Below are 25,976 nucleotides of genomic sequence, written 5' to 3' on the forward strand. Positions count from 1 at the left end.
GTCAGATCCCGTCATGGTTGCCGTCACCCGCGGGTAAGGGGTTCGTCATGACGATCTGGTGCGGTGGGTGACATGGACGCCCGTCTGCTGGTCTCGCTGTCCGGCATCGGTCCGCGGACGCTGCACCGCTGCGCCGAACTCGCGGCCGAGCTGGACCGCCGAAACGTCCCCCTGTCCCTCCTCTTCGCGCCGCGCACCGAGGGGTCGCAGGCCGTCACCGCCTGGGTCCGCGAGCGCACCAGCCGCGGCGACGGTCTCCTGCTGCACGGCTACGACCACCGCATCCCGCCCAGCCACCGGGCGGTCAGCCTGCACCGCAAGGCCGAGTTCGCCGGCCTGCCCGCGCACGAGGCCCGGCTGCGGATGATCGCCGCGAAGGCCGCGCTGGAGAAGCTCGGCCTCGGCGCGGACGGGTTCGCGCCGCCGCGGTGGCTCGCCTCGCCCGGCACGCTCGCCGCGGCGGGCGAGCACTTCGCGCTGTGCGCCGACCTCGCCGCCGTGCACGACCTGCGCACCCGCACCGTGCACCGCTCGCGGGTCCAGTCGTTCGCGGCGCACAACCACCGCACCGAGACCGTGCGCGCGTTCGCGCTCGTGCTCGCCTCGGCGCGGGCCGCACGACGTGGTGGTCTCGTGCGCCTGGGGATCGACGCGGCCGACCTCGCCCGGCCCGGTCTCCGGCACGCCTTCCTCGACGCGGTCGACGTCGCGCTGGAGAACCGGGCCTTCGGCACGACCTACGGGAGCTTGACGTCCTCGCCGCGCGTCGGTGCGCGCACCTCGGTGCCCTCCGGGGCGAGGTTGGTGAACAAGCCGTAGTGCATCGCCGGGTTCGCGAGCACCGCCTCGTGGATCGGCACGGCGACGCGCGGCGCGACCGCCCGCAGGTAGTCGACGGCCTCGCCGGCCTTGAGCCACGGCGCGCCGGTCGGCAGGCCGAGCACGTCGATCTTCTGCTCGGGCACGAAGAACGAGTCGCCGGGGTGGTAGAAGGCGCCGTGGTCGACGATGTAGCCGACGTTCGGGATGACCGGGATGTCGGAGTGGATCACGGCGTGCTGCCCGCCGACCACGTTCACCGCGGCGCCGCCCGCCTCAAAAGCGTCGCCCGGGTTGACGACCTGGAACTCCAGGCCCAGCTTCTGCACGGTCTCCGCCGAGCCCGGGTCGACGACCAGCTTCGCGTCCGGGTTGGCTTCGAGCAGCACCGGCAGCCGTTCGCTGTCGATGTGGTCGAAGTGCTGGTGGGTGATCAGGACCGCGTCCAGCTCGCGCTCGCCCTCGAAGCCCTCCGAGAACGCGCCGGGGTCGAGCAGGATCCGCGCGTTTTCCGTCTCCAGCAGGACACAGGCGTGTCCGAAATGGACGATTCGCATCAGGTGCTCCTCCGCGTGGGTTCAGGACCAGCCTAGGCCCGCCAGAATGGCGTCGCCAAGATCGCTTCGGCGGTACCGGACCTCGTGTCCGGATCGCGCCGACGTGAGGATCCCCACGTCCCGCAGCGCGGTGACGTGCGCGGACACGGTGCTCGGCGCGAGGCCCAGCCGGCCGGCGAGCGCCGACGTGGACAGCGGTTCACCGAGGGCGAGCAGGACGGCGGCCTTGGTGCGGCCGAACACCGCGGCGAGGCGGGCGTCGTGGTCCGGACGGCCGCCCCACAGCCCGGCGACGCCGCGGGCTGGGTAGAGCAGCGCGGGCTGCCAGGGCGGGACGGTGACCACGCCGACGCCGGGCCAGGCGAAGACGGCGGGGAGCAGGAGCAGCCCGCGCCGGCCGAGGCGGACCCGTTCCCGGGACCGGGATTCGACCAGGACCGTGCCGTCGACGAGCCGGACGCGCCGGTGCAGGTCCGCGAAGACGAGCGGCAGACCTCCGTCGGCGAGCCGGCGGGAGCGGTGGGCGATGTCGGCGGCGAGAACGTCCCGCATCCGCGGCCAGTGCGGCGCGACCAGCTCCGACCAGACGAGCGCCATCTGGTCGGCGAGCAGATCGCGCGCCTTCGCCGGGTTTGAGGGCAGGCCGCTGAGGTCGGCGTCGACCATGGCCAGCTCGGCGGCGACCTGCCGCGGCGGCGTGCGGCGAATGCGGTCCAGCTGCGCCTCGGCGGTGGTGTGCGGGCCGTCGGGTGGCGGGCTGAGGAAGTCGGTGATGTAGCGGCGGCCGGACAGGACGCTGCGCAGCTCGGCGATCGGCAGGTCGGCGCCGGTCAGCCACGGCGGGTGCACGGGGTGCGCGCGGAGGCCGAGCCCGACCTGGACCGCGCCGAGCGCCTCCTCCAGCGGGGAGATGCCGAAGCGGACCGGGCTCGCGGCGGTGAGGACCAACTCGATCATGGCGGGCCGACTTTCGGGGATTTCCGAATCAGTATGGGCGCGGGAGGGGCGGCGGAACAGTCGGAAGGGTGCGAATCGAGGCGGACGGGTGGGGTGGCGGCGGGCGCCTCCCGGGTGCTGGCGACGACGCACTTCGTCGAGTGGGCAGCGAGCCGGGTTGGTCGTCGCGCCGATGCCGGGTCAACCGGGTGCCGAGGAGGTCCGCCGGTGAATCGCGCGTATTGGCGCTGGTCAGTAGGCGCTCAGCTGTACCGCCTGCCGATCGCCATGGGGCCGCTCGCCTTCACCTCCGTCGCCACGGTCGTCACCGGGTCGTACCGGCTCGGCGGGGTGATGGTCGCCGTGCTCGTGGGGGCCGAGATCGTCGGCGCGGTGCCGTGTGGGCGGCTGCTCGACCGGATCGGCGTGGCCCGCGGTCTGGTGCTCCTCCTGCTCGCCGCCGGCACCGCCATGGCGGCGCTCGTCGTCGCCGCCGGGACCGGATCACACGGGCTGCTGGTCGCGCTGGTCGTGGTGCCTGGGCTCGTCGTGGGCGGGCTGTCCGGCGGCTTCCGCACGCTGCTCGGCTCCGTCGTGCCGGACGACCAGTTGCCGCGCGCCGTCGCGATCGACTCGATGCTCTTCGAGGGCGTCCTCATCGCCGGGCCGCTGCTGGTCGCCGCCCTGAGTCCGGCCGCCGCGCTCGCCCCGCTCGCCGCCATGGCCGCGGCCTACTTCACCGCGGCGCTGGCCGTGCCGCGGGCCGTCGCGCCCGCCCCGCCGAGGCCGGCGAAACTGCCCGTCCGGAACGCGCTGCCCTGGCTCGCGTGCCTGTTCGCGCTGGGCCATCTGCTCGCGACCGTCGAGGTCGCGCCGTTACCGCTGGTCCAACGGCTCGGCGCGGACCCGGCGCTGGCCGCGGTGGTGATCGTCGTGCTGAGCGGGGCCAGCATCGCGGGTAGCGCGGTCTTCGCGTGGCGACGGCCACCGGCCGGGCGGCGGCAGGCCGCGATGGGGCTGGGCGGGTTCATGGCGGGCGGCGCGGTGCTGGCCGCGGACCTCGGGTGGGCCGGGCTGCTCACCGGCGCGGCACTGATCGGCGCGGGCACGGGACCGCTGCTGACCATCGCGTCCGTGCGGCTTCAGCGGTTGCTGCCGGAAGGCCGCAGCGCGGAGGGGTTCTCGGCCGCGTTCGTCGTACAGGCGACCGGGTTCGGGCTCGGGTCGCTGAGCGTCGGCGTGCTGCCGTTGTCGCTGGCGCCCACGCTCGGGGTAGTGAGCTCGGCCACCGCATGTGCCATGCTGGCGTTACTGAACAGTAGTTAGGAGGCCAACGATGACCGCCGTGGAGCCGAAGCCGGCCGTCCAGGACACGTTCGACTCGCTGAACCCGGCCACCGACGAGGTCGTCGGGACCCACCCGGTGCACACCGCGGAGGACGTCCAGGCCGCGGTCGCCGCCGCGCGGACCGCCGCCGGCTGGTGGGCCGGCCTCGGGTTCGAGGGCCGCGCCGACCGCCTGCGCCGCTGGAACGGGATCATCACCCACCGCCTCGCCGAGCTGTGCGACGTCGTCAGCAAGGAGACCGGCAAGCCCGCCGGCGACGCGCAACTGGAGGCCGTGCTCGCGATCGAGCACATCCATTGGGCCGCCCGCAACGCGCGCAAGGTGCTGGGCCGGAAACGCCGCTCGGCCGGACTGCTGCTGTCCAACCACACCGCGACCGTCGAGTACCAGCCGCTGGGCGTGGTCGGCGTGATCGGGCCGTGGAACTACCCGGTCTACACGCCGCTCGGCTCGATCACCTACGCCCTCGCGGCCGGCAACGCCGTGGTGTTCAAGCCGAGCGAGTACACCCCCGGCGTCGGGAAGTGGCTGGTCGACACCTTCGCCGAGGTGGTGCCCGAGTACCCGGTGCTGCAGCTGGTCACCGGCTTCGGCGCGACCGGCGCGGCGCTCGTCGGCTCGGGCGTCGACAAGATCGCGTTCACCGGCTCGACCGCGACCGGCAAGAAGATCATGGCCGCGGCCGCCGAGACCCTCACGCCGGTGGTCATCGAGGCCGGCGGCAAGGACCCGCTGATCGTCGACTCGGACGCCGACCTGGACGCGGCCGCCGACGCCGCCGTGTGGGGGGCGTTCTCCAACTCCGGGCAGACCTGCATCGGCGTGGAGCGGGTGTACGTGCACGAGCGGGTCTACGACCAGTTCGTGGACAAGGTCGTCGCGCTGACCCGCGGGGTGAAGCCGGGCCAGCAGTACGGGCCGATGACCATGCCGTCGCAGCTGGACGTGGTGCGCAGGCACATCGCGGACGCGCTGGCCCGCGGCGGCCGGGCGCTGACCGGCGGCGCGGACGCGGTCGGCGACCGGTTCGTCGAGCCGACCGTCCTGGTCGACGTGCCGGAGGACTCCGCCGCGGTGCGGGAGGAGACGTTCGGCCCGACCATGACGATCGCCAAGGTGCGCGACATGGACGAGGCGGTCGAAAAGGCCAACGCGACGGTCTACGGGCTCGGCTCGACGGTGTTCTCCCGCGCCAACGCCACACGACTGGCCCAGCGGCTCAAGGCCGGGATGATCTCGATCAACGCGCCGTTCTCGTTCGCCGGGGCCGCGTCGCTGCCGTTCGGCGGGGTCGGCGACTCCGGCTTCGGGCGGATCCACGGCCCGGAGGGCCTGCGCGAGTTCGCCCGCCCGAAGGCGGTCGCCCGCCAGCGCTTCGCGGTTCCGATCAAGCTCACGACCTTCGCGCGCACCGAGAAGACGGACAAGCTGGTGAGCAAGCTCGTCACGGGCTTGTACGGCCGGAAGCGCTGACGGCCTCGCCGACATTTCACCTGTTCGTGACGCGCCTCGGAGTCGAACTCCAAGGCGCGTCGTGTTTTATCCGCGCGTCGCGGCTTTTCTCTTGCCGCTACGCATGTGAGTTGCTCGCGGGGCCACTGGCAGCCGCACAGCGGCTGCCAGTGGCACTTGAAAGGAACTTTCTATGCCGAGAGATCGGCGCGGGAACGCACCTCCGCCGTGCATGTGCGCGGTGTGCAGGCTGCGCGGCGGTGGAACAGCAGGACCAGAGGCGAGATCCGATGAATCGTTCTCCTCGTAGCCCTGCTGGCCCTTCATCAGGACGAGTTGGAGCTCGTCCAGCAGTACTGCCTGCTTTGAGCAGGTCCAGCGAGGGCGGGCATGTGGATATCCGCCCCACCCTCTGGGAACGAAGAAACCTCTAACGTCCATCTTCATTTCCGAACTCGGCGTGTTGCGGCTGGAGAACTGTTGCGCGACCCCGGCCGCCTGAACGCACCGCAACAACCCGCGATCGCAACACCCGCACCGGCAGCTGTCAACAGGATGAGTGAACTTCTCGTCAGCGGGTAACCATCCGTATGCGAAAGATCATCGGTATCGCGGCCGGAGCGGCGCTCCTCGGCTCGATCGGGATCGCCGCTCCCGCCGCGCACGCAGCGGAAACACCGTGCAGCCCGCGGGCGAAGGCGTGCCTGCAGCTGCACACGAACCAGGCCTGGCTGACGAACAACGGTCAGGTGACCCGCGGGCCCGTTCCGGTCACCGTGGGCAAACCCGGCTACGAGACGCCGGTGGGCACGTTCAAGGTCCAGTACCGCGACATCGACCACTACAGCAAGGCCTACGACGCCCCGATGCCGTACTCGGTGTTCTTCACGACCACCGGCGTGGCGTTCCACGAGGGCAGCCTGCGTGAGCAGTCGCACGGGTGCGTGCACCTCTCGCGCGCCGACGCGAAGGCCTTCTACCAGACCCTGCGCACGGGTGACGTGGTCGAGGTCGTGAACTGAGTCCGGTATTTCGGACGAGGCGGGGTATCGTGCGGTCATGCCCCGTCTCGTACCGGCCGTGCTCCGGGCCGCGGACATCCTGGAACTGTTCCTCGACGAACACGTCCGCCTGTCCGCGACCGAGATCGTCGAGCGCCTGGGCCTGCCCCGCTCCACCACGCACGAGCTGCTGACCACCCTCGTCGCCCGGAAGTACCTGGACCGCCAGGCCGGCGAGGAGACCATGTACCGCCTCGGGCCGAAGCTGCTCGAACTGGGGGCGCGTTACCAGCAGCGCCTGGAGTTCGGCGTCGAGGCGGACGCGGTGGCCCGGCGGGTCGCGGCGCAGTGCGACGAGACCGTGCACGTCGCCGTGCTGGACGGGCTCGAGGTCGTCTACGTGTCCAAAATAGACTCGACTCACTCGGTGCGGCTGATCTCCGCGGTCGGCCGCAGGTTGCCGGCCAACTGCACCGCCGTGGGCAAGGTCCTGCTCGCCGGGCTGTCCAGGGAGGAGGTCAGCCGCCGCCTCAAGGGGCACCGGCTGACCGCGCTCACCGAGCACAGCATCACGTCCCGCCCGGAACTGCTCGCCCAGCTGGACGCGGTCCGCGTGACCGGCGTCGCGCACGAGCGCAGCGAGTCCAATCCGGACGCCGGCTGCGTGGCCGCCCCGGTGGTGGACTCGCGCGGCGAATGGGTTGCCGCGATGAGCATCTCCATCCCGACCTCGCGCCACGACCAGGAATCCTGGCGCCGCTGGGAAAAACTCGTCCGGGAGGGCGCCGCCGAGCTCTCCCAGCGCCTCGGCGGCCGCCCTCCGGAGCTATAGGCCCAGCACCCGATCCGGCACGTTCTGGAACGCGACCGGGCGCCGGAACCGGTCCACCGCCGCTGTGCCGACCGAGGTGTGCAGCGGCGCCGTGGTCGCCGGGTACGGGCCGCCGTGGTGCATCGCGCGCGTCACGGCCACCCCGGTCGGCCAGCCGTTCCACACCACGCGCCCCACGTGCTCGGCCAGCTCGTCGACCAGTTCGGCCGCCACCGGGTCGTCGTCCTCCGCCTGCACGGTTCCGGTGAGCTGCCCGTCGAGGGACCGGACGACGTCCAGCATTTCGGATTCGGTCGAGTACTCCACCACCAGCGAGGCCGGCCCGAAGCACTCGGTCCGAAGCGCCTCGCCGTGCTCCAGCAGCGCCTTCGCGGTCGTGGCCAGCAGCGTGGGCGCCTCGCCGCCGTCGACCAGCGTGCGCACCTCGGCGTGCCCGACCAGCCGGCCCAGCACGGCCGCGTAACCGCTCGCGATGCGCTCGTTGAGCAGCGGCGCGGCAGCCACCTGGCGCACCCGCTCGGCCGCCGCCTCACCGATCCCGGCCCCGGCCGGGACCACGAACAGCCCGGGCTTCGTGCACAACTGACCGGCGCCCATCGTGAACGAGTCCACGTACCCGGCCGCGATCTCCGCGCCACGCGCCCGCGCCGCCGCCTCGGTGACGAACACCGGGTTCACGCTGCCGAGCTCGCCGTAGAACGGGATCGGATCCGGCCGCGACACCGCCAGGTCGTACAGCGCCCGCCCAGCGGTCGGCGAACCGGTGAACGCCGCCGCCCGGACGCGGGGATCGGTCAGCGCGGCCCGGCCGTCCTCCTCGCTGTGGATCAACGCGAACACGCCCTCCGGCAGCGCGGACCGCACGATCTCGCCGGTCGCGTCGGACAGCCGCGGGTGACCGGGGTGCGCCTTGAGCACCACGGGGCAGCCCGCCGCGAGCGCCGACGCGGTGTCCCCGCCCGCGACCGAGAACGCGAACGGGAAGTTGGACGCCGCGAACACCAGCACCGGCCCGATCGGACGGTGGGTCAGCACCAGCTTCGGCCGCGGCGCGGGCGGCCACGAGGGGTCCGCCTCGTCGACGACCGTGCGCGGCTGGACCTCGTCGGCCAGCAACCGGAGCTGGAAGCTGGTGCGCACGACCTCGCCACGCAGCCGCGCCTCCGGGATGTGGGTCTCTTCCTGCGCGATCGGCACGAGCTCGTCCGCGGCGGCGTCGATGCCGTCCGCGACCTTCCGCAACGCCGCGGCGCGATCGGCGCGCGCCCACGACCGGGCGGCGTCGGCGGCCGCTTCGAGGATGTCGTCCAAGCTCATCGGGTCACCTCCGCGACGGTGGCGGGCACGGCGAGGTCGGCGGCAGGCAGGGCCGAGCCGACGGCCTCCGGCGCGTGCCGGTGGAGCAGTTCGAGACCGATCTCAGCACGACGCACCCGCTCGCGCACCAGCGCGACCGCGGTCGGCGTCAGGTGCGTGCCGCTGGGGTAGATGTTCGGCGCGTTGCGCAGCCCGAACTTGAGGTAGACCGGCGCGGCGACCCGCACGATCTCCACGATCTCGAAGTGCCGGACGAACCCGCCGAGGTCGTCGGGCGCCTCGATGTAGACGTCCAGCGGCAGGTCGACGGCCGCGCGGATCGCGGCGAGCTGGGCCAGGCTCAGGTCGGTCGGCACGTTGTAGGTGGTGGCCCCGGCCTGTTCGGCGAGCCGGATCGACGCCGGGTTGGCCAGGCCCATCTGCACGCTGACCTTGAACCGCATGTCGACGGGCAGCTCCCCGGCCGCGCGCATGCGGTCGGCGACGCTCAGCACGCCGAGGTCGGTCACCAGCACGCTGCGGATTCCGGCCTCGGCGGTGCGGCGGATGTCCTCCAGCACGTGGACCAGCTGCTCGGCGCCCCGCGCCTGCGCGGCGAACGGCCCACCGCCGGGCGCCACGGACGCGGCGCCGGTGTCCCACCCGGCGACCGGGCGGGCGAACAGGCTCACCTCGACCTCGCGCGCCCGCGCGAGGTCGGCCATCGCGGCCAGTTCCGGCCGCGTCAGCAGCATGCCGCCGCTGCCCTGCGAGACGCGGTGCACCACGACCCCGCGCGCGTCGGCCTCGGCGTAGACGGCTTCCAGCGCCTCCGGTCCCTCGACGCTCGGGATCTCCACCCGGTACTGGGCGCCGTCCGGGAACCGCTTGGGGCTCGTCGGCAGCTCACCCGGGTCGCCGGGCGGCAGCCCCAGGGTGCGCAGGAAGTCGCGGGTTCTGTCCACGGTTCACCACCGTTGTTCGAAATTTCGGATGCGGTTCGTAGTCCCGGACGACGTTAGGCGCTGGCCGAACCGCGGTCAAGACGGTTGACATCGCCCGAATCCCGACTTTAGGTTCGGAGGGCCGAACGTCATCCGAGATATCGGACGAGCAGACAACGGAGTCACCCGTGCCCCCAGCCATCCTGCGCAAGATCACCCTGCGCCTGCTGCCCTTCCTCGGGCTGCTGTACGTGATCGCCTACATCGACCGGTCCAACGTCGGGTTCGCGAAGCTGACCCTGCAGTCCGAGCTCGGCCTGTCGGCGACCGTCTACACGCTCGGCCAGGTGTTCTTCTTCGTCGCCTACGCGCTGCTGGAGGTGCCGAGCAACCTCGCCCTGCACCGCTACGGCGCGAACCGGTGGATCGCCCGGATCATGCTCACCTGGGGCTTGGTCACCGTCGCGACCGCGCTGGTGTCCACGACCTGGCAGTTCTACCTGGCGCGGTTCGCGCTCGGGGCGGCCGAGGCCGGGTTCTTCCCCGGCGTCATCTACTACCTGACCCGCTGGTTCCCGGAGAGCCACCGCAGCAAGGCGATCGGACTGTTCATGCTGGCCGGCCCGGTGTCGTTCATCATCGGCAACCCGGCGATGGGCGCGCTGAACGACCTGCACGGCGTCCTCGGCCTGGAGGGCTGGCAGTGGATCTTCGTCGCCACCGGCATCCCCGCCGTGCTGCTGACGCCGATCGTGCTCTGGGTCCTGCCGAAGTCGCCCGAGACCGCCAAGTGGCTGACCGACGACGAGCGCACCTGGCTGACCGGCGAACTGCGCCGCGAGGCCGAGGCGGCCGGCGCCCAGCCGCACAGCCCGTGGGCGGTGCTCAAGGACTCGCGCGTGCTGGCGATGGCCCTGTTCTTCCTGTGCTTCCCGCTGGCCACCTACGGGCTCGCGTTCTGGCTGCCGACGATCGTCAAGGGCTTCGGCGACCTGTCCGGGTTCGGAGTCGGCGCGGTGTCGGCGATCCCGTACGTGTGCGTCATGGCTGGTCTTCTCGTGGTGCCGCGACTGGCCAACCGGCGCGAGGCGCCCTTCGGCTGGCTCGCGTTGATGCTCGGCTTCTCGATCGCCGGGTTCGTCGTCGCCGCGACCGCGAGCGCCCCGTGGCTGCAGATGATCGGGCTGTGCGTCGCGTCGATCGGCGGTTACGCGGCCCAGCCGGTGATGTGGGGCCTGGTGCCGAAGTTCCTCGCCGGGGCGACCGCGGCCGCGGGCATCGCCGCGATCAACGGCATCGGCAACCTCGGCGGCGGCTTCGGGCCGATGGGCATCGCGGCCATCGTGGACGCCACCGGTTCCGCCGCGACCGGCCTGTACTTCCTGATCGCGGTGTCCGTGCTCGGCTTGATCGGCACGTACGGGCTGCGCCGGGTGCTGCGCCGCCGCGCGGACACCGCGAAGGTGCTGACCGGTTAGAAGGAGAAGCAGCCGATGGCGGCGTTGCCGTCGCGGGCGACCGCGTCGAAGAACTCCCGCAACTTCGCGTAGTTCTCCGAGAGGTACTCCAGCTCCTCGGCGGGGTGGGTGTCCCAGATCCGCGGGTAGATCCCGCGGGCCATCATGTCGGCGGGGTCGTAGTGCTCGGCGAGCCGCTCGAACGGCGCGGCGTTCAGCGACTCGGCGATGCTCTTGACCACCTCCGGCGGGAACCCGTTGAACTCGTCGCCGTCGTGTTCGATCGGGTCGCCGTCCATGCGCAGCTCCACCCCGACGCCCGCCTCGTCGAGGAGGTACTGGATGCCGTCCCAGGCCTTCTCGATGAAGGCGTCGCGGACGGTCTCGTCGTCGCTGAGCTCGTCGTACAGCTCTTCGGCCTGCTCGCTGTCACCCATCACGCCGTCCAGCCGCTCCGGCGCGACCTCGACGTACCCCAGTGTCATTCCCATCCGCAGAAGGTATCCAGGTCACACCCGCCACCACCCTGGGCGGGGGTGGCGCCGACCGCGGCTAGACTCGGGGAGTACCGCCTACCTGCGATTACTGGAGCGACCCGCCGTGGCCCGTGTGGTGGTTGACGTCATGCCCAAGCCCGAGATCCTCGACCCGCAAGGTCAAGCCGTCGCCGGGGCGCTGCCGCGGCTGGGCTTCACCGGGGTCACCTCGGTGCGCCAGGGCAAGCACTTCGAGCTCGAGGTCGACGACTCGGTCGACGACGAGACGCTCGCCAAGATCGCCGAGGGCTTCCTCGCCAACCCGGTGATCGAGGAGTGGACCGTGCGGAGGCTCTCGTGAAGATCGGGGTCATCACCTTCCCCGGCACGCTGGACGACGTGGACGCGGTCCGCGCCGCCCGCTACGCCGACGCGGAGGCCGTCAACCTGTGGCACGCCGACGAGGACCTGCGCGGCGTCGACGCGGTGATCGTGCCGGGCGGCTTCTCCTACGGCGACTACCTGCGCTGCGGCGCGATCGCCCGGTTCGCCCCGGTGATGTCGTCGGTCGTCGACGCGGCCAAGGGCGGCATGCCGGTGCTCGGCATCTGCAACGGGTTCCAGATCCTGTGCGAGGCCGGGCTGCTGCCGGGCGCGCTGGTGCGCAACAAGAAGCTGCACTTCGTGTGCCGCGACCAGTGGCTGCGCGTGGAGAACAACACCACGGCGTGGACGACCCGGTACGAGGCGGGCGCCGAGATCCTGGTGCCGCTCAAGTCGGGCGAGGGCGGCTACGTCGCCGACCAGTCCACGCTGGACGAGCTGGAGGGCGAGGGCCGCGTGGTGTTCCGCTACGTCGGCGAGAACCCGAACGGCTCGCGTGACGACATCGCGGGCATCTGCAGCGCCAACGGCCGCGTCGTCGGCCTGATGCCGCACCCCGAGCACGCGATCGACGCGCTCACCGGCCCCAGCGACGACGGGCTGGGGATGTTCCTCAGCTTGGTCGACAGCCTCGTCAAGGCCTGATGGTCCCCGGAGGCGCCCGCCTCCGGGGAAACCTCAGCCCACGTGCGCGGCCGTGACCAGGCGCGAGTACGGGCCGTTCGCGGCGAGCAGTTCGGCGTGCGTGCCCAGCTCGGTGATCCGCCCGGCCTCCAGCACCGCGACCCGGTCGGCCGCCGCCGCGGTGTGCAGCCGGTGCGCGATCGCGATCACGGTCCGGCCGTCCAGCACCCCGCTCAGCGACCGCTCCAGGTGACGCGCCGACGAGGTGTCCAGCAACGACGTCGCCTCGTCGAGCACCACCGTGTGCGGGTCGGCCAGCACGACCCGCGCGAGCGCGAGCTGCTGCGCGGTCGCGGCGGGCACGGCCAGCGCGCCCGAGCCGAGCTTCGTCTCCAGGCCGTCCGGCAGCCCGCCGAACCAGTCGCGCAGCCCGACCGCGGCCAGCGCGCGCACCAGCTCCTCGTCCGGCCACGACCCCGCAGGCAGCGTCAGGTTCTCCCGCAGCGTCCCGGAGAACACGTGGTGTTCCTGGGTCAGCAGCAGCACCTCGCCGCGCAGCACGTCCTCGGCCAGCTCGGACACCTCCGCGCCGCCGATCGTCACCGAACCCGAACCGGGCGCGGCGACGCCGGCCAGCAGCCTGCCGAGCGTCGACTTGCCCGCACCGGACGGGCCGACGATCGCCAGCCGCTGCCCCGGCGGCACCCGCAGGTCGATGCCGTGCAGCACCTCGCGGCCTGCCGAGTAGCCGTAGTGCACGTCGCGCACCACGATCTCCTGACCACGCGGCTCCGGTCCGCCGGCCCGCTCAGCCTCACCGCGAACTCCCACCCGTCGCCCACCACCACCCTCAACGGAAGCGCTTCGCGCTGCGTCCACACCCAGGACCCGGCGCAGTGCGGTACCCGAGACCTGCAGGTCCTCGACCCACCACATCGCCTCTTCGAGCGGCCCGGCCAGCGCCTGCACGTACACCACCATCGTGGTGATCGTGCCCAGCCCGACCAAGCCCTCGCCGTACGCCCAGCCGCCGAGCAGCAGCACCGCCGCCACCGGCGTGACCTGCGCGATCTGCATCCATGGCAGCCAACCGACGGTCACCCCGCGCAGCCGCTGCTCGCCGCGGATCGCCCCGGCCAGCGTGCGGTTCCCGAGCGCGATCCGCCGCCCGGTCAGCCCGAGCGCCTCCGCCGTGCGCGCGCCCTCGGTGGTCTCGTGCAGGCTCGACTGCACCTCCGACCACTGGTCGAGCATCTCCTCGACGATCCGCGGCGCGCGCCGGACGTACCAGCGCATCGTGAACACCACGATCGGCACCGCGACCAGCAGCCCGAGCGACAGCAGCGGCGAGGTGACGATCATCCCCGCGACGGTCAGCACGATCGTGATCAGCGCGATCGAGATCTCCGGGATCGCGTTGCGGACCGAGAAGTCGATCCGGTCGGCGTCCGTGGTCGCGCGGCTGATCAGGTCACCGGTGCCTGCCGCCTCGACCGTGCCCAGCGGCAGCCGCAGCGCGCGCTCGACGAACCCCTCGCGGGTCTCGGCCAGCACGCGCTCGCCGAGCATCCCGGCGCGGAAGCGGGCCAGCCGCTTCAGCACCGCCTGCACCACCAGGATCACCACGAACGCGAGCGCGAGCAGGTCGATCCGGCTGTCCCCGGCCACCGCGAGGTCCACCAGGCGCCCGAGGATCTGCGGGCCGGCCAGCCCGGCGATCGTGGCCAGGCCGAACAGCCCGATCACGACGCCGAACTCGCGGCGGTTCACGCGCAGCAGGTCCCGCGCCCAGCGCCGGGCCTCGGCGCCCGTCGCGAGCACTAGCTTGAAACGCATGTGATCACCTCGTCCGCCACCGCTTTCCACAGTGGACTTTCCGTGAAGACGACGGTCGTGCGGCCGCGGCGCAGCTCGGTGACCCGCTCGGTGATGCGGGCCTCGGTGTGCGCGTCGACGGCCGAGGTCGGTTCGTCGAGCAGCAGGGTGTCGGCGTCCAGTGCCAGCGCGCGGGCCAGGTTCAGCCGCTGCCGCTGGCCGCCGGACACCTCGCGGCCCCGCTCGCCGATCAGCTCGTCGAGCCCGTTCGGCAGGCCTTCGACGATGTCCTCGGCGTCGGCGGCCCACAACGCGACCTCCGCCCGCTCGGCCGGGACCAGCTGGTCCCGCAGGATGCCGGAGAACCACAGGTCCTGGTTGTGCGCGTAGACCACGCGCGACCGGAGTTCGGCCAGCGCCACGTGGCCGGCGGGCACGCCGGACACGAGCACCCGCTCGCCGGGCTCCGGGTCGGCGAACCGGGCCAGCCGCGCGGCCAGCGCCTCCGCCTCCGGCCCGGCGTCGACGACGGTCAGCTTCCCGGCCACCGCGGTGAAACCGGAGGTCGTGTCGTGCAGCTCCAGCGGCCCGTCCGGCAGCGCGACCGGCGCGTCCGGCTCGGACAGCAGCGGCCGCAGGCTCAGCACGCCGCAGACCTTCTTCGCCGACACCATCGCCGAGGAGAACGCGGCGGTGAACTCGGTCGCCGTGCTCACCGGCACCACCAGGAACACCGACGAGGAGTAGAACGCCACCAGCTCGCCGACGCTGATCGTGCCCGCCGCGACGAACCGCGCGCCGACCCAGGTGATCGCCACGGTGACCAGGCCGGGCAGCAGCACCTCGGCGCCCACCAGCCACGACTCGCTGCGCGCCACCTCGACCCCGGCTCGCCGGACGCGCTGGCTGGCACCGCGGAACCGGCCGAGGAACTGCTGCTCGCCGCCGACGCCGCGGAGGATCCGCAGGCCCGACACGATGTCCGCGGCCAGCGCGTTCACGCTGGACAGCTCCTCGCGCTGCACGCCCTTGCGGCGCTGCAGCGGCGCGACCAGCTTGCCCATGCTCAGCGTCGCGAGCGGGACCCCGACCAACGCGATCACGCCCAGCAGCGGCGACATGCCGATCAGCACCAGGCTCACGGTGAGGAAGGCCACCACCGAGCCGAACAGCCGGCCGGTCACCTCGAACACGTTGCCGATGTGGTTGATGTCCGAGGAGGACACCGCCATCACGTCACCGGTCCCGGCCTGCGGGCGCAGCGACGCGCCGAGCCGCGCGGTGTGCTCGACGACCGCACGCTGCGTCATCGCCGCGCCGTGGATCCACATGGTGTGCACGGCGAAGATCAGCGCGCCTGCGCACACCGCCTGCGCCACGCCGAGCAACACGACCAGACCGACCCCGCCGAGCAGCTCCTCGCCCGCGCGGATGTCCTCGACCACCCCGCCGATCACGAGCGGCAGCAGCGCGCCGGGCAGCAGCCACAGCGCGCCCAGGACGCACGCGGACACGGCGAGCCACGGCCGCGCCCGCAGGAGCGCGCCCAGGAATCGCAGTGGCGTGAGCCGGGACGGGAGGCGCATGACAACAGACGGTAAGTGCCCCAGCTCACCTCACGCGACCGATTTTCTGCCGGTCAGAGCGCTGCAAGTACCCTGGAGGCCGTGACCGACACCCTGGCCATCGACACGACCGAGCGGGCCGCGGAAACGCCGGACCTCCCGCAGCCCTACCGCGAGCTCGGGCTCGCCGACGACGAGTACGCGCGCATCCGCGAGATCCTGGGCAGGCGGCCGACGGACGCCGAACTGGCCATGTACTCGGTGATGTGGAGCGAGCACTGCTCGTACAAGTCGTCGAAGAAGCACCTGCGCTACTTCGGCGAGACCACCACCGAGGAGATGCGCTCGAAGATGCTCGCCGGGATCGGCGAGAACGCCGGTGTCGTCGACATCGGTGACGGCTGGGCGGTCACCTTCAAGGTCGAGAGCCACAACCATCCGTCCTATGTGGAGCCCTACCAGGGCGCCGCGACGGGTGTCGGCGGCATCGTGCGCGACATCCTGGCGATGGGCGCGCGGCCGCTCGCGGTGGCCGACTCGCTGCGCTTCGGCCCGGCCGACGCGCCGGACACCCGCCGCGTGCTGCCGGGTGTCGTGGCCGGCGTCGCCGGGTACGGCAACTGCCTCGGCCTGCCCAACATCGGCGGCGAGGTCGCCTTCGACGCCAGCTACGCGGGCAACCCGCTGGTGAACGCGCTGTGCGTGGGCGCGATGCGCACCGAGGACCTGCACCTGGCGTTCGCTTCGGGCGCCGGCAACAAGATCATCCTGTTCGGCGCGCGGACCGGTCTGGACGGCATCGGCGGCGTGTCGGTGCTGGCCAGCGACACCTTCTCCGGCGACGAGAACTCCGGCGGCCGCAAGAAGCTGCCGAGCGTCCAGGTCGGCGACCCGTTCACCGAGAAGGTGCTCATCGAGTGCTGCCTGGAGCTGTTCCAGCAGAAGCTCGTGGTGGGTATTCAGGACCTCGGCGGCGCGGGCCTGTCCTGCGCGACGTCGGAGCTGGCCGCGGCCGGCGACGGCGGCATGCACGTCGAGCTGGACAAGGTGCCGCTGCGCGCCGAGGGCATGACCCCGGCGGAGATCCTCTCCAGCGAGTCGCAGGAGCGGATGTGCGCGGTCGTCGAACCGTCCAAGGTGGACGCCTTCCTCGCGGTGTGCGCGAAGTGGGACGTCATCGCCACCGTCATCGGCGAGGTCACCGACGGTGACCACCTCGTGGTGACCTGGCACGGCGAGACCGTGGTGGACGTGCCGCCGCGCACCGTGGCGCACCAGGGCCCGGTGTACGACCGGCCGGTCGCACGTCCGTCCACTCAGGACGAGCTGCAGGCGGACACGCCGGAGAAGCTGCACCGTCCGTCCACTCCGGACGAGCTGCGGGAGACGCTGCTGAAGGTGGTCTCGTCGCCGAACCAGGCGTCGAAGGAGTGGGTGACCGACCAGTACGACCGGTACGTGCGCGGCAACACGGTGCTGTCGCAGCCGTCGGACGGCGGCATGATCCGCATCGACGAGGAGACCGGGCGCGGCGTCGCGGTGTCGACGGACTGCAACAGCCGGTTCGTGTACCTCGACCCGTACGCGGGGGCGCAGATCGCGCTGGCCGAGGCGTACCGCAACGTGGCGACGACGGGCGCCACCCCGCTGGCGGTGACGGACTGCCTGAACTTCGGCGCGCCCACGGACCCGGGTGTGATGTGGCAGTTCGAGCAGGCCGTGCACGGCATCGCCGACGGTTGCGCGCAGCTCGGCATCCCGGTCACCGGCGGCAACGTGAGCTTCTACAACCAGACCGGTGAGACGGCGATCCTGCCGACGCCGGTGGTCGGCGTGCTCGGCGTGATCGACGACGTGCGGCGGCGCATCCCGACCGGGATCGGCGCCGAGGCGGGTGAGACGCTGCTGCTGCTCGGCGAGACGCACGACGAGTTCGGCGGTTCGGCGTGGGCGCACGTGATCCACGGGCACCTGGGCGGGCTGCCGCCGAAGGTGGACCTGGAGCGCGAGCGGCTGCTGGCGGAGATCCTGGTCGCCGGTTCGCGGGACGGGATGATCTCGGCCGCACACGACCTCTCCGACGGCGGCCTGGCGCAGGCCCTGGTGGAGATGGTGCTGATCGGCCAGTGCGGCGCGCGGGCCCTGCTCGACGAAGACGCTGACCCGTTCGTGCAGCTGTTCTCGGAGTCCACCGGGCGGGTCCTGGTGGCGGTGCCGCGGACCGAGGAGCTGCGGTTCACGGAGATGTGCACGGCCCGCGGGCTCCCCTGGCGCAAGGCGGGCGTCGTGGACCCGGAGGCGGGCGGCCTGGAGATCCAGGGCGTGGCGACCTTCGGGATGGAAGAACTGCGCGACGCGTTCGAGAGCACGCTCCCGAAGCTGTTCGACTGACGGTTCAGCGGGCGCTACTGCCGCAAGGCGGTGGCGCCCGCGAACTCGGCACGGTCGACGGTCGCGCCGCGCCGGAACTCGGCGTGCGTGAAGTCCACCTCGTTCGCCGAGCGCATGCCGTCGAACCCGGCGCGTTCACGGAAGACCGCGCTGGCGAAGGTGACCGGGCCGCGCGGTTCCGCGCCGGTGAAGTAGACGCGGCCGCGGAACTCGGTGCCGCTGAAGTCCGTGCGGTGCAGTAGTTGTGCGCGCTGCATCAGCAGCCGCCCGATGACCCGACCGGACAGGTCGAGGCGGTTCGTCCTGGCCCCGGACAGGTCCAGGTCGAACGTCGGCGCCGCGTCGGCGCGCTTCGGGAGCAGGTCCCGGATGAGCCGCTGCGCGGCGACCCGGACCACCTCCTCCCGTCGGGCCTCGGCCTCGTCGGTTTCGTCGCCGCGGAGTTTCACCGACTCGACGAAACCATGACGGCGTTCGGCGCAGCTCCAACCGGCGCCGCGTCGGCCCCCCAGACCGTTCCCCGACCCGCGTGTCGTTCAGCCGCACCGCGTTCGCCACGGGCGGCAGAACCACGCCAGCGCAGCGGCCCCCAGCATCGGAACTCTAGATCAGGCTCTTCTGCAGCAGGAGCGTGTCGAGCCAGCGGTCGTGCTTGTAGCCGACGTTGCGCAGCACCCCGACGTGGGCGAAGCCGCGGCGGCGGTGCAGCGCGGGTGAGGCCGGGTTGCGCTCCGGGTCGGCGATCACCGCGATCACCTCGCGGATTCCGTTCTCCCGGCAGCGGGACAGGAGCGCGTCCAACAGTGTGCCGCCCACGCCGCGGCCCGTCGACCACGGGGCGAGGTAGATCGAGTTCTCCGCCGTGCGGCGGTAGGCCGGGCGGGTCTTCCACGGCGAGCAGTACGCGTAACCGGCGACGCGGCCGTCCACTTCGGCCACCAGGAACGGCAGGCCCGCGTCGGCGATCGCGGTGAAGCGGCGGGTCCACTCGGCCAGGTCCGGCGGCTCCAGCTCGAACGTCGCGGTGCTGGTGCGCACGTAACCCTCGTAGATCGCGGCGATCGCCGGCAGGTCGGCCACCCCCGCCGCTTTCACTATAGGAGAATCGAGCACTACTATAGGGTACATGGATCTCGGCGCGCTGGGCACGCGCATCCAGACCGCCCGCACCGGCCGCGGGATGACCCTGCAGGGGCTCGCCGACCGGTCGGGGGTCAGCGTCAGCATGTTGTCCGCGGTCGAACGCGGCTCGAAGGCGCCGACCGTCGTGGTGCTGGACCGGATCGCGCAGGGGCTCGGGCTGCCGCTGCCGGACCTGCTCACCGAGCCGCCGCGGATGATCGTGCGCCGGGCCGCGGACCAGGACGTGGTCGACGAGCCGGGCGGGTGGCAGCGGACCATCCTCACCCCCGTCGTGCCGGGGGTGAACTTCGAGTGGATCCGCTCGACGCTGCCCGCCGGCTGCGAGGCCGGCACCTACCCGCCCTACGCGGCGGGCTCGCACGAGTTCATCTACGTGCAGTCCGGCGTCCTCACGCTGACGATCGACCAGGACACCCTGGAACTGGAAGAGGGTGACAGCCTCTACCTGCCGGCAGACGTCACCCTCTCCTACGCCAACCACGCCGCGACGCCCTGCACGTACTACGTCGCGGCGCTGATCATGCGGCCGAGGCGCCCCGGCCTCGGCCGCCGATCCGGCTAGAACACGCCGAACACCGAGACGCAGAAGCCCTCGCCGTCGAAGTTCTCCGCGAAGAACAGGCCGGTGACCTGCTCGCCCTGCTGCGTGCCGGTCAGGTCGCCGGACACCATGGTGTCCGTGGCGCTGTCGTAGGTCGGCGTCACGTTGGCGCGCTTCTCGGCGGCCTCCCGCGCGTCGTCCTTGTTGTCCTGCGTCGCGTCGGAGCAGACCAGCGAGGTCACGCCGTTGACGTCACCGGCGGCCATCTTGGCCAGGAAGTCCTCGACCATCGCCTTGCCGTTGCTGCCGCCGGTGCCCCCGGTCGACGACGAGCTGCTGGACGACGTCGGGGTGCGGCTGCTCGACGAGCGCGAGGTGGACGTGCGGGTCGAACCGCCGCTGCCGGACGCCCTGGTCTCCAGGTCCTTCCAGCACCACTTGCCGTTGACCTTGGCCAGCGTGCCGGTGCCGGTGCCGTCCTCGCCGCCCGCGGTCGCGGTGAACTCGACGGTCGCGGTGTCGCCGTTCTCGGTGACCTTGCCCATCGTGATGCTGTCGACGTCGTTGACGTCCTCGATCGCCGCCGTGACCGACCGGTCCGCGTCCGCGCACTTCAACGCGTTGAGCGCGTTCTTGTCGTGGTTCTTGATCCCGTCGATCACCTGCTGGGCGACCGCCTGGGGACCCTCCTCCTTGTCGCCGAGGAAGAAGCCCGGCACCCAGAACCCGGTGATGCCCAGCGCCGCCAGCACGACGACGAGACCGACCGACAGGCCGATCCACAGGCCCTTCTTGCTGCCGCCACCACCGGGCGGCGGGCCGCCGTAGCCGAACTGCGCGGTCTGCGGGTAGTTCGGGTCGTAGCCCGGGTACTGCTGGCCGTAGCCCGGCTGCTGCCCGTAACCGGGCTGCTGGCCGTACTCGGGCTGGCCGTAGGGCTGCTGGCCCGGGTACTGCTGGCCGCCGTACTGCCCACCCTGCTGCGGAAAGCCCCCGGACTGCGGGTAGCCGCCCTGCTGCTGGCCGTACGGATCTGGTTGCTGACCGTAATCCGGCTGTCCCGGCTGCGGTGGGTAGGTCATCGACGTCGCCCTTCCTGGATCGCTACGCCCTGCTCGGACGTATCGGCGCCGAACCTGGTTCCCCCACGCCCGGACATCGCACTGATCACGGGCATTGTGCCTGGCGACTCCGACAAAAGCGAAGGAGACTCCCACCACGGACGGGCGGGAGCCCCCTCGCGGTCAGCCCTTCGAGGTGGCGAGCACCTGCAGCCGGTCGTACGCGCCGTTGAAGGTGTTCTGGTCGATCGGGCTCGACGAGTACTGCCAGAACGTGTGGAAACTCCAGTTGTGCGGCAGGGTTCCCACCGTCGAGGCGTAGCGCGCGATCCACAGCGGGTTCGTCGCCGCGAACGCCCCGTCGACGCACTGGCTCCACCAGTTCGTGCTGGTGTAGATCACCGGGTACCGCCCGGTGCGGGCGTGGTAGGTGTCACTGAAGTCCTTGATCCACGCGGTCATCGCGCTCTTCGACAACCCGTAACAGGTCGAGCCGTACGGGTTGTACTCCATGTCCAGCGCGCCCGGCAGCGTCTTGCCGTCCGCCGACCAGCCCCCGCCGTGGTCGACGAAGTAGTTGGCCTGCGCGGCGCCGGACGCCGTGTCCGGGGTGGCGAAGTGGTAGGCGCCGCGGATCATGCCGATGTTGTAGGAGCCGTTGTACTGCTGCGCGAAGTACGGGTTGGTGTAGTACGTGCCCTCGGTCGCCTTGACGTAGGCGAACCGCTTGCCCTGGCCCCAGTAGTTCGCCCAGTCGACGTTGCCCTGGTGGCCGCTGACGTCGATGCCCTCCACCGTCGCCGCCGCGGCGGTGTCGCCGGCGGCGGCGGCCTGCGTCTCCGCAGTCGAGTGATCGCCCTCGACGCGCGCGATCTGCGAACCCATCGGGTGATCGTAACGAGCGACGTAGTCGTCGACCGGCATCCCGTCGACGGTGGCCGGAGCCGCGCCGGCCGGGGCCAGGGCGCCGAGCACGAGCACGGCGACCGACGCGGCGGCGGCGGACGTGGCGAACCGCCACCATCTCTTGCGTGGAGCAGACATACCCGAGTCCTTTCCATTGCCCTCGCGGAGGACGGTCTTGGTTGCAGGGAGACCGTCCAGGCCGTGATTCTTGATGACGACTTGCCGCTTTGTCACCAAATCCCGTGAATTTCGGATGACAGGTGGGTGATTCCCGCATGTCGTCGGCGACGGACCGACTTTCGTAGTAACTCGACCGGATTACGACGTCAGTTGTTGGTGGCGAAACCCTTGACCTGGTCCAGCGGCCCGTTGAACAGGTTCTGGTCGCCCGGCAGCACCCCCGAGTCGGCGAACTGCCAGATGAACTGGCGCGACCACCCGGCGGGCAGCGGGCCGACGGTCGGCTGGTAGCGGGCTATCCACAACGGATTGTTCTGCCCGAACCCCGCGTTGTTCCCGGTGCACTTGTTCCACCAGTTCGTCGAGGTGTAGATGACCGGGAAGCGGCCGGTGCGGGCGTGGTAGGCGTCCGAGAAGTCCCGGATCCACTCGCCCATGCGCTTCGGGTCGAGGCCGTAGCAGGCCTCGCCGTACGGGTTGTACTCCACGTCGAGCGCCCCGGGCAGCGTCCGCCCGTCCGGGGTCCAGCCGCCGCCGTGTGCGAGGAAGTACTCGGCCTGCTCGCGGCCGCCGGAGACGTCCGGGCGCGCGAAGTGGTAGGCGCCGCGGATCATCCCGATGTTGTAGGAACCGTTGTACTGCTGGGTGAAACGCTTGTTGATGAACCCGGTGCCCTCGGTGGCCTTGACGTAGACGAACCGGCCGCCGGCGCCCCAGGCGCTCGGCCAGTTCACGTCACCCTGGTGCCCGCTGACGTCGTGCCCCAGCGCGCCGGAATCCGCGTTGTACCGGGGCGGATCGCCCTTGCCCTCGACGGCGGCGATCTGCGAACCGGCGAAAGTGCTTTCCGCCTTCGAGTAGTCCGGTGTGGACGCGGCGGACGACCCCGCTCCGCAGACGGCGGTCGTCCCCAGCGCCACGGACACGAGCAGCGTGCCCAGGCGCAGTTTCGAACTCCAGAATTGCACGGCGACTCCCATCCTCCGATGGTCGTCACCATGCCTCGATGGAGCCCTTTTTGCGAGTCGGCTTAGCTCGAAAGCGTGATGCGACTGGCTTAACCGTGCGGAATGTTTAGTCTTTTTGCTCCTGCTCGAGCGCGGCCACCAGGTGCTCGGCCGGCACCACCGCGGTCACCACGTCGTGCGGGTTGATCGCCACCGCGTGACCCGCGAGCAGCGGCACCATGTCGCGGCCGAGAACCGCCCGCGCGTGCGGCCACTCCGGCGGCACCAGCGACTTCGACGTGTAGGCCGGCACCAGGACGCGCCCGTCGGTGTTGTGGAACCCGATGACGGTGCGCTGCATGGGCGCGAGCGCGTAGACGAACAGCGTCGAGTCGAGGATCACCGGCGGCAGGTCGCTCGCCGGCCGGTGGTTGGTCCGGACCAGCTGCAGCAGCCGCTCCAGGTCGTTGCGCGGCTCCGGGAACCCGAGCGCCTTGGGCGACGGCCGGTAGCGGTCGTTGGGGTGGAAGTCCTCCACGATGTTGCCGCTGCCGTTGACCGGGTACGCGCCGACGACGGCCCACGACGGCACCGGCCCGTTGGGGTCGAACGCCTCGTCGATCACGTAGAGCCAGCTGTTCGGGTTCGCCCTGGCGTTGGCGCGCATCTCCTCGGTGATCTTGGGCTTGCCCGTCTTGTGCTCAGGCTGAGGATTGGGTAGAAGGCGATCCGCCTCGTCCCGCTGCGCCATGTGCGAACCCCGTGTTTCCGCGTCACCTTGCTCACGTCTGCTGCTGTGCACTCTACTGTTTGACCATGCCCGCACCGCGTCCGGTTGACCCCGCTGAGTTGAGAGCCGCGCTGCAGGTCGTTTCGGCTTGGTTGAGCGGAGAAGCCGACCGGCCGGCGCGCCCGGAGCTCGCCGCGGCCGTCCGGCTGAGCCTGCGCACGCTCGCCCGGGACGCCCCCGGCAGGAGCGTCGAGGTGCGGGTGCCGCCCTTCGCGGCGGTGCAGTGCGTCGAGGGGCTGCGGCACACCCGCGGCACGCCGCCGAACGTGGTCGAGACGGACCCGCGGACGTGGCTGGAACTGGCCACGGGCCGTCTCGAATGGACGGACGCGGTGCGGGAGGGCCGGGTCACCGCGTCCGGGACCCGGGCCGACCTCTCGCACTGGCTGCCGCTCGTGCGTCTGTAGGACCACCGACGCAGCTCGCACCGCCACCCGCACCGCCAAGCAAGCCGCCACTCTCGCTTACGGCTTGCGGCCGACACCGCCCGCGATGCACTGGCGGACGAGGTTCAGGGGCTGCAACCGCGGGCCGTCCGGCCACCAGTCGTCGCACAGGACGAGGCCCGGCTCCACCATCTCCAGGCCGGGGAACAGGGCCTGGATCTCCTCCCTGGTCCGGAAACGGCCGCTGCCCATCGGGCTGTGGACGAACTTCTCCTCCATCTTCGCGGCCAGCTCGGCGTGCTCCGGCGTGCCCGGGTTGTAGAAGTGGGCGATGGAGACGTACGAGCCGGGGGCCAGCGCGTCGATGTAGGTGGCCATCTTCTCGCCGCCGTCGTCGCCGAGGTAGTGGTGCCAGGTGCCGATCTGCAGCAGCGCGATCGGCCGGGAGAAGTCGAGGAACTCGCGGATCTCCGGGTGCTCCAGGATCTGCTCCGGCTGGAAGATGTCCGCGGCGACGAAGTGGGTGCGGTCGTTCTCTTCGAGCAGCGCGCGGCCGTGCGCGAGCACCACCGGGTCGTTGTCGACGTAGAGGACCTTCGCCTCCGGGTGCACCCGCTGCACGACCTGGTGGGTGTTCTCGGCCGTCGGCAGCCCGGAGCCGAGGTCGAGGAACTGGTCGATGCCCGCCTGCATGGCCAGGAACCGGCAGGAGCGGATCAGGAAGTCCCGGTTGGCCCAGGCCAGGTCGTTGACCTGCGGGGCGACGGTGCGGACCTGCGCCAGCACCTGCCGGTCGATCTCGTAGTTGTCCTTGCCGTTGAGCGCGGCGTCGTACACGCGCGCGATGCTCGCCCTGGTCGGGTCCACACCTACGGGAACTGCACTCGGATAGGGAGCGGTGGCACCGGACATCGCGGTCTCCCGGGCGTATCGAATGTGAATGGAATTGTCGGACCCACGTAGGGTAAGGGGCGTGCCGCGCCCGGTAAATCCACACCGCGCTTGACTGCGGCCCACCGCGCTGTAAGTTGGATGACTGGTGATTTCTGCGAGGAAGGGTCTTTGATGGCTCCCATCGACCTCCCCGGCTCCGAACAGGCCACCGGCCCGACGGCTCGGCGGATGATCCTCGGCACCCAGCTCCGCCGCCTGCGCGAAAAAGCCGGCATCACGCGCGCCAAGGCGGCGTGGGAGATCCGCGCGTCCGAGTCGAAGATCAGCCGGATGGAGCTGGGCCGCGTCGGCTTCAAGGAACGCGACGTCACCGACCTGCTGACCATGTACGGCGTCCACGACCCCACCGAGCGGGAGTGGGCCGTCAAGATGGTCAAGGAGTCCAACCAGCCCGGCTGGTGGCACCCCTACAACGACCTCGTGCCCGGCTGGTTCGACAACTACATCGGCCTGGAGGAGGCGGCCTCCCGGATCCGCACGTACGAGCTGATGTTCGTGCCCGGCCTGCTGCAGACGGAGCGCTACGCGCGTGCGGTGATCAGCCACGGCGACCCGGACAGCAGGGACGAGGGCGTCGAGCGCAAGGTGGGCCTGCGGATGCGCCGCCAGAAGCTGCTCACCGGGCCGAAGCCGCCGCGGCTGTGGGCGGTGCTCGACGAGGCCGTGCTGGAGCGCCCGTTCGGCGGCGCCGGCGTCCTGAAGCAGCAGATCAGCCACCTGCTGGAGCTCATCGAGCTGCCCAACGTGACCATCCAGGTCATCCCGTTCGACATGAGCGGGTTCGCCGCGGAAAGCGCCTTCTCGCTGCTGCAGTTCGCCGAGCCGGACCTGCCGAACATCGCCTACGTCGAGCACCTCAACGGCGCGCAGTACCTGGAGAAGCCGGAGGACCTGGAGGTCTACGGCCGCGCCTTCGACCGGCTCGCCGTCGACGCGGAAACACCCGATCGGACGCGGCAGATGCTGTTGAAGAAGCGGGAAGAGCTTTAGGCGAAATGGGTGACGACGAGTAGTCGCAACGAGGCCATCCAGGCCAGTTTTTGTCACCCGATCGAATTACACGCCCCGCACCATTCCTCACCCTCCGATCTGGGATTACTCTCGGCCGTGCACGTGCATTTACCCGTGCAGTAACCAGTGGTAGCGTGATCGCCACAAGGCCAGTGCACGT

Annotated in this window: 26 protein-coding genes; 12 read left to right on the forward strand and 14 right to left on the reverse strand. The window is 71.2% G+C overall.

The window, feature by feature from the left end:
- Window positions 1–72 precede the first annotated feature (72 nt).
- Complete coding sequence (locus ABZ193_RS10745; protein ID WP_020421390.1) at window positions 73–819, forward strand: DUF2334 domain-containing protein; 747 nt, start codon at window positions 73–75, stop codon at window positions 817–819.
- On the opposite strand, the gene ABZ193_RS10750 is transcribed toward ABZ193_RS10745, so the two are convergent.
- Together ABZ193_RS10750 and ABZ193_RS10755 are read right to left on the reverse strand one after the other, a co-directional pair.
- Entirely contained in the window at window positions 738–1,376 is a 639-nt protein-coding gene (locus tag ABZ193_RS10750; RefSeq protein ID WP_020421391.1) for an MBL fold metallo-hydrolase, read from the reverse strand. The genes ABZ193_RS10745 and ABZ193_RS10750 overlap by 82 nt on opposite strands.
- Before the next feature lie 21 nt (window positions 1,377–1,397).
- Window positions 1,398–2,333, reverse strand: coding sequence for a DUF5937 family protein (locus tag ABZ193_RS10755; protein ID WP_354709673.1), 936 nt, complete (start codon window positions 2,331–2,333; stop codon window positions 1,398–1,400).
- A 267-nt stretch (window positions 2,334–2,600) separates the two neighbouring features.
- Between ABZ193_RS10755 and ABZ193_RS10760 the strand changes: the two genes are divergently transcribed.
- The 4 genes from ABZ193_RS10760 (at window position 2,601) to ABZ193_RS10775 (ending at window position 6,945) form a co-directional block, all read left to right on the forward strand.
- The gene (locus ABZ193_RS10760) at window positions 2,601–3,638 is read left to right on the forward strand and encodes an MFS transporter (protein ID WP_354709724.1); all 1,038 of its coding nucleotides are present in this window, start codon (window positions 2,601–2,603) and stop codon (window positions 3,636–3,638) included.
- A 10-nt stretch (window positions 3,639–3,648) separates the two neighbouring features.
- Entirely contained in the window at window positions 3,649–5,133 is a 1,485-nt protein-coding gene (locus ABZ193_RS10765) for an aldehyde dehydrogenase family protein (RefSeq protein WP_354709674.1), read from the forward strand.
- Between the two features lie 569 nt (window positions 5,134–5,702).
- A complete protein-coding gene (locus tag ABZ193_RS10770) occupies window positions 5,703–6,134 on the forward strand; it encodes a L,D-transpeptidase (RefSeq protein ID WP_020421396.1) in 432 nt (143 codons plus the stop codon).
- A gap of 37 nt (window positions 6,135–6,171) precedes the next feature.
- Window positions 6,172–6,945: an IclR family transcriptional regulator gene (locus tag ABZ193_RS10775; RefSeq protein ID WP_027936352.1), complete on the forward strand. Its 774-nt coding sequence runs from the start codon at window positions 6,172–6,174 to the stop codon at window positions 6,943–6,945.
- Here the strand turns inward: ABZ193_RS10775 and ABZ193_RS10780 are convergent.
- Window positions 6,940–8,262 (reverse strand): aldehyde dehydrogenase (NADP(+)), encoded by a 1,323-nt coding sequence (locus tag ABZ193_RS10780; RefSeq protein WP_354709675.1) that lies wholly within the window; start codon window positions 8,260–8,262, stop codon window positions 6,940–6,942. The two genes, ABZ193_RS10775 and ABZ193_RS10780, sit on opposite strands and share 6 nt — an antisense overlap.
- Window positions 8,259–9,206: a U32 family peptidase gene (locus tag ABZ193_RS10785; RefSeq protein ID WP_354709676.1), complete on the reverse strand. Its 948-nt coding sequence runs from the start codon at window positions 9,204–9,206 to the stop codon at window positions 8,259–8,261. Before ABZ193_RS10785 ends, ABZ193_RS10780 begins: the two co-directional genes overlap by 4 nt.
- 167 nt (window positions 9,207–9,373) lie before the next feature.
- On the opposite strand from ABZ193_RS10785, the gene ABZ193_RS10790 reads away from it, so the two are divergent.
- A complete protein-coding gene (locus tag ABZ193_RS10790; protein WP_020421400.1) occupies window positions 9,374–10,663 on the forward strand; it encodes an MFS transporter in 1,290 nt (429 codons plus the stop codon).
- On the opposite strand, the gene ABZ193_RS10795 is transcribed toward ABZ193_RS10790, so the two are convergent.
- Window positions 10,660–11,133: a YfbM family protein gene (locus tag ABZ193_RS10795; RefSeq protein WP_354709678.1), complete on the reverse strand. Its 474-nt coding sequence runs from the start codon at window positions 11,131–11,133 to the stop codon at window positions 10,660–10,662. The genes ABZ193_RS10790 and ABZ193_RS10795 overlap by 4 nt on opposite strands.
- A gap of 109 nt (window positions 11,134–11,242) precedes the next feature.
- Between ABZ193_RS10795 and purS the strand changes: the two genes are divergently transcribed.
- Both purS and purQ read left to right on the forward strand, forming a co-directional pair.
- Complete coding sequence (purS, locus tag ABZ193_RS10800; RefSeq protein WP_020421402.1) at window positions 11,243–11,479, forward strand: phosphoribosylformylglycinamidine synthase subunit PurS; 237 nt, start codon at window positions 11,243–11,245, stop codon at window positions 11,477–11,479.
- The gene (purQ, locus tag ABZ193_RS10805) at window positions 11,476–12,147 is read left to right on the forward strand and encodes a phosphoribosylformylglycinamidine synthase subunit PurQ (protein WP_020421403.1); all 672 of its coding nucleotides are present in this window, start codon (window positions 11,476–11,478) and stop codon (window positions 12,145–12,147) included. Before purS ends, purQ begins: the two co-directional genes overlap by 4 nt.
- A 33-nt stretch (window positions 12,148–12,180) precedes the next feature.
- Here the strand turns inward: purQ and ABZ193_RS10810 are convergent, their stop codons facing one another.
- Together ABZ193_RS10810 and ABZ193_RS10815 are read right to left on the reverse strand one after the other, a co-directional pair.
- Window positions 12,181–13,962: an ABC transporter ATP-binding protein gene (locus tag ABZ193_RS10810; RefSeq protein WP_354709679.1), complete on the reverse strand. Its 1,782-nt coding sequence runs from the start codon at window positions 13,960–13,962 to the stop codon at window positions 12,181–12,183.
- The gene (locus ABZ193_RS10815) at window positions 13,947–15,527 is read right to left on the reverse strand and encodes an ABC transporter ATP-binding protein (RefSeq protein WP_354709680.1); all 1,581 of its coding nucleotides are present in this window, start codon (window positions 15,525–15,527) and stop codon (window positions 13,947–13,949) included. The genes ABZ193_RS10810 and ABZ193_RS10815 overlap by 16 nt, the downstream gene beginning before the upstream one ends.
- Window positions 15,528–15,608: 81 nt before the next feature.
- Here ABZ193_RS10815 and purL point away from each other — a divergent pair, with 81 nt between their 5' ends.
- Window positions 15,609–17,897, forward strand: coding sequence for a phosphoribosylformylglycinamidine synthase subunit PurL (purL, locus tag ABZ193_RS10820; RefSeq protein WP_354709681.1), 2,289 nt, complete (start codon window positions 15,609–15,611; stop codon window positions 17,895–17,897).
- Between the two features lie 14 nt (window positions 17,898–17,911).
- Here the strand turns inward: purL and ABZ193_RS10825 are convergent, their stop codons facing one another.
- Window positions 17,912–18,346, reverse strand: coding sequence for a hypothetical protein (locus ABZ193_RS10825; RefSeq protein ID WP_354709682.1), 435 nt, complete (start codon window positions 18,344–18,346; stop codon window positions 17,912–17,914).
- 154 nt (window positions 18,347–18,500) lie between these two features.
- Window positions 18,501–18,977: an N-acetyltransferase family protein gene (locus tag ABZ193_RS10830; protein WP_354709683.1), complete on the reverse strand. Its 477-nt coding sequence runs from the start codon at window positions 18,975–18,977 to the stop codon at window positions 18,501–18,503.
- Window positions 18,978–19,023: 46 nt separating this feature from the next.
- Here ABZ193_RS10830 and ABZ193_RS10835 point away from each other — a divergent pair, with 46 nt between their 5' ends.
- Window positions 19,024–19,602 (forward strand): XRE family transcriptional regulator, encoded by a 579-nt coding sequence (locus ABZ193_RS10835; RefSeq protein ID WP_354709684.1) that lies wholly within the window; start codon window positions 19,024–19,026, stop codon window positions 19,600–19,602.
- Here the strand turns inward: ABZ193_RS10835 and ABZ193_RS10840 are convergent.
- The 4 genes from ABZ193_RS10840 to ABZ193_RS10855 all read right to left on the reverse strand — a co-directional run bounded on the left by ABZ193_RS10840 (window position 19,599) and on the right by ABZ193_RS10855 (window position 23,426).
- A complete protein-coding gene (locus tag ABZ193_RS10840) occupies window positions 19,599–20,663 on the reverse strand; it encodes a hypothetical protein (RefSeq protein ID WP_020421410.1) in 1,065 nt (354 codons plus the stop codon). The genes ABZ193_RS10835 and ABZ193_RS10840 overlap by 4 nt on opposite strands.
- Window positions 20,664–20,825: 162 nt before the next feature.
- Window positions 20,826–21,686, reverse strand: a complete 861-nt coding sequence (locus tag ABZ193_RS10845; protein WP_020421411.1) for a lysozyme — start codon at window positions 21,684–21,686, stop codon at window positions 20,826–20,828.
- Window positions 21,687–21,874: 188 nt separating this feature from the next.
- Window positions 21,875–22,708, reverse strand: a complete 834-nt coding sequence (locus ABZ193_RS10850; RefSeq protein WP_354709685.1) for a lysozyme — start codon at window positions 22,706–22,708, stop codon at window positions 21,875–21,877.
- Between the two features lie 94 nt (window positions 22,709–22,802).
- Window positions 22,803–23,426 carry a type VII secretion system-associated protein gene (locus tag ABZ193_RS10855; RefSeq protein WP_020421413.1) on the reverse strand — a complete coding sequence of 208 codons (624 nt, stop codon included), beginning with the start codon at window positions 23,424–23,426 and terminating at the stop codon, window positions 22,803–22,805.
- Between the two features lie 65 nt (window positions 23,427–23,491).
- On the opposite strand from ABZ193_RS10855, the gene ABZ193_RS10860 reads away from it, so the two are divergent.
- The gene (locus ABZ193_RS10860) at window positions 23,492–23,872 is read left to right on the forward strand and encodes a sterol carrier family protein (RefSeq protein WP_354709686.1); all 381 of its coding nucleotides are present in this window, start codon (window positions 23,492–23,494) and stop codon (window positions 23,870–23,872) included.
- 57 nt (window positions 23,873–23,929) lie between these two features.
- Here ABZ193_RS10860 and ABZ193_RS10865 read toward each other — a convergent pair whose 3' ends face one another.
- Window positions 23,930–24,763 (reverse strand): SAM-dependent methyltransferase, encoded by an 834-nt coding sequence (locus tag ABZ193_RS10865; RefSeq protein WP_027936356.1) that lies wholly within the window; start codon window positions 24,761–24,763, stop codon window positions 23,930–23,932.
- Window positions 24,764–24,916: 153 nt separating this feature from the next.
- On the opposite strand from ABZ193_RS10865, the gene ABZ193_RS10870 reads away from it, so the two are divergent.
- Complete coding sequence (locus tag ABZ193_RS10870; protein WP_020421416.1) at window positions 24,917–25,795, forward strand: helix-turn-helix transcriptional regulator; 879 nt, start codon at window positions 24,917–24,919, stop codon at window positions 25,793–25,795.
- Window positions 25,796–25,976: the final 181 nt, after the last annotated feature.

This window comes from Amycolatopsis sp. NPDC006125, assembly GCF_040614195.1.
Taxonomy (GTDB): Bacteria; Actinomycetota; Actinomycetes; order Mycobacteriales; family Pseudonocardiaceae; genus Amycolatopsis_E; species Amycolatopsis_E tucumanensis.

Coding starts and splice junctions, on each gene's coding strand:
- ABZ193_RS10860 (WP_354709686.1), top strand. CDS start 23,492: ATGCCCGCACCGCGTCCGGTTGACCCCGCTGAGTTGAGAGCCGCGCTG.
- ABZ193_RS10765 (WP_354709674.1), top strand. CDS start 3,649: ATGACCGCCGTGGAGCCGAAGCCGGCCGTCCAGGACACGTTCGACTCG.
- ABZ193_RS10865 (WP_027936356.1), bottom strand. CDS start 24,763: ATGTCCGGTGCCACCGCTCCCTATCCGAGTGCAGTTCCCGTAGGTGTG.
- ABZ193_RS10750 (WP_020421391.1), bottom strand. CDS start 1,376: ATGCGAATCGTCCATTTCGGACACGCCTGTGTCCTGCTGGAGACGGAA.
- ABZ193_RS10835 (WP_354709684.1), top strand. CDS start 19,024: ATGGATCTCGGCGCGCTGGGCACGCGCATCCAGACCGCCCGCACCGGC.
- ABZ193_RS10775 (WP_027936352.1), top strand. CDS start 6,172: ATGCCCCGTCTCGTACCGGCCGTGCTCCGGGCCGCGGACATCCTGGAA.
- ABZ193_RS10770 (WP_020421396.1), top strand. CDS start 5,703: ATGCGAAAGATCATCGGTATCGCGGCCGGAGCGGCGCTCCTCGGCTCG.
- ABZ193_RS10855 (WP_020421413.1), bottom strand. CDS start 23,426: ATGGCGCAGCGGGACGAGGCGGATCGCCTTCTACCCAATCCTCAGCCT.
- ABZ193_RS10780 (WP_354709675.1), bottom strand. CDS start 8,262: ATGAGCTTGGACGACATCCTCGAAGCGGCCGCCGACGCCGCCCGGTCG.
- ABZ193_RS10755 (WP_354709673.1), bottom strand. CDS start 2,333: ATGATCGAGTTGGTCCTCACCGCCGCGAGCCCGGTCCGCTTCGGCATC.
- ABZ193_RS10795 (WP_354709678.1), bottom strand. CDS start 11,133: ATGGGAATGACACTGGGGTACGTCGAGGTCGCGCCGGAGCGGCTGGAC.
- ABZ193_RS10850 (WP_354709685.1), bottom strand. CDS start 22,708: ATGGGAGTCGCCGTGCAATTCTGGAGTTCGAAACTGCGCCTGGGCACG.
- ABZ193_RS10810 (WP_354709679.1), bottom strand. CDS start 13,962: ATGCGTTTCAAGCTAGTGCTCGCGACGGGCGCCGAGGCCCGGCGCTGG.
- ABZ193_RS10815 (WP_354709680.1), bottom strand. CDS start 15,527: ATGCGCCTCCCGTCCCGGCTCACGCCACTGCGATTCCTGGGCGCGCTC.
- ABZ193_RS10840 (WP_020421410.1), bottom strand. CDS start 20,663: ATGACCTACCCACCGCAGCCGGGACAGCCGGATTACGGTCAGCAACCA.
- ABZ193_RS10870 (WP_020421416.1), top strand. CDS start 24,917: ATGGCTCCCATCGACCTCCCCGGCTCCGAACAGGCCACCGGCCCGACG.
- ABZ193_RS10845 (WP_020421411.1), bottom strand. CDS start 21,686: ATGTCTGCTCCACGCAAGAGATGGTGGCGGTTCGCCACGTCCGCCGCC.
- ABZ193_RS10745 (WP_020421390.1), top strand. CDS start 73: ATGGACGCCCGTCTGCTGGTCTCGCTGTCCGGCATCGGTCCGCGGACG.
- ABZ193_RS10760 (WP_354709724.1), top strand. CDS start 2,601: ATGGGGCCGCTCGCCTTCACCTCCGTCGCCACGGTCGTCACCGGGTCG.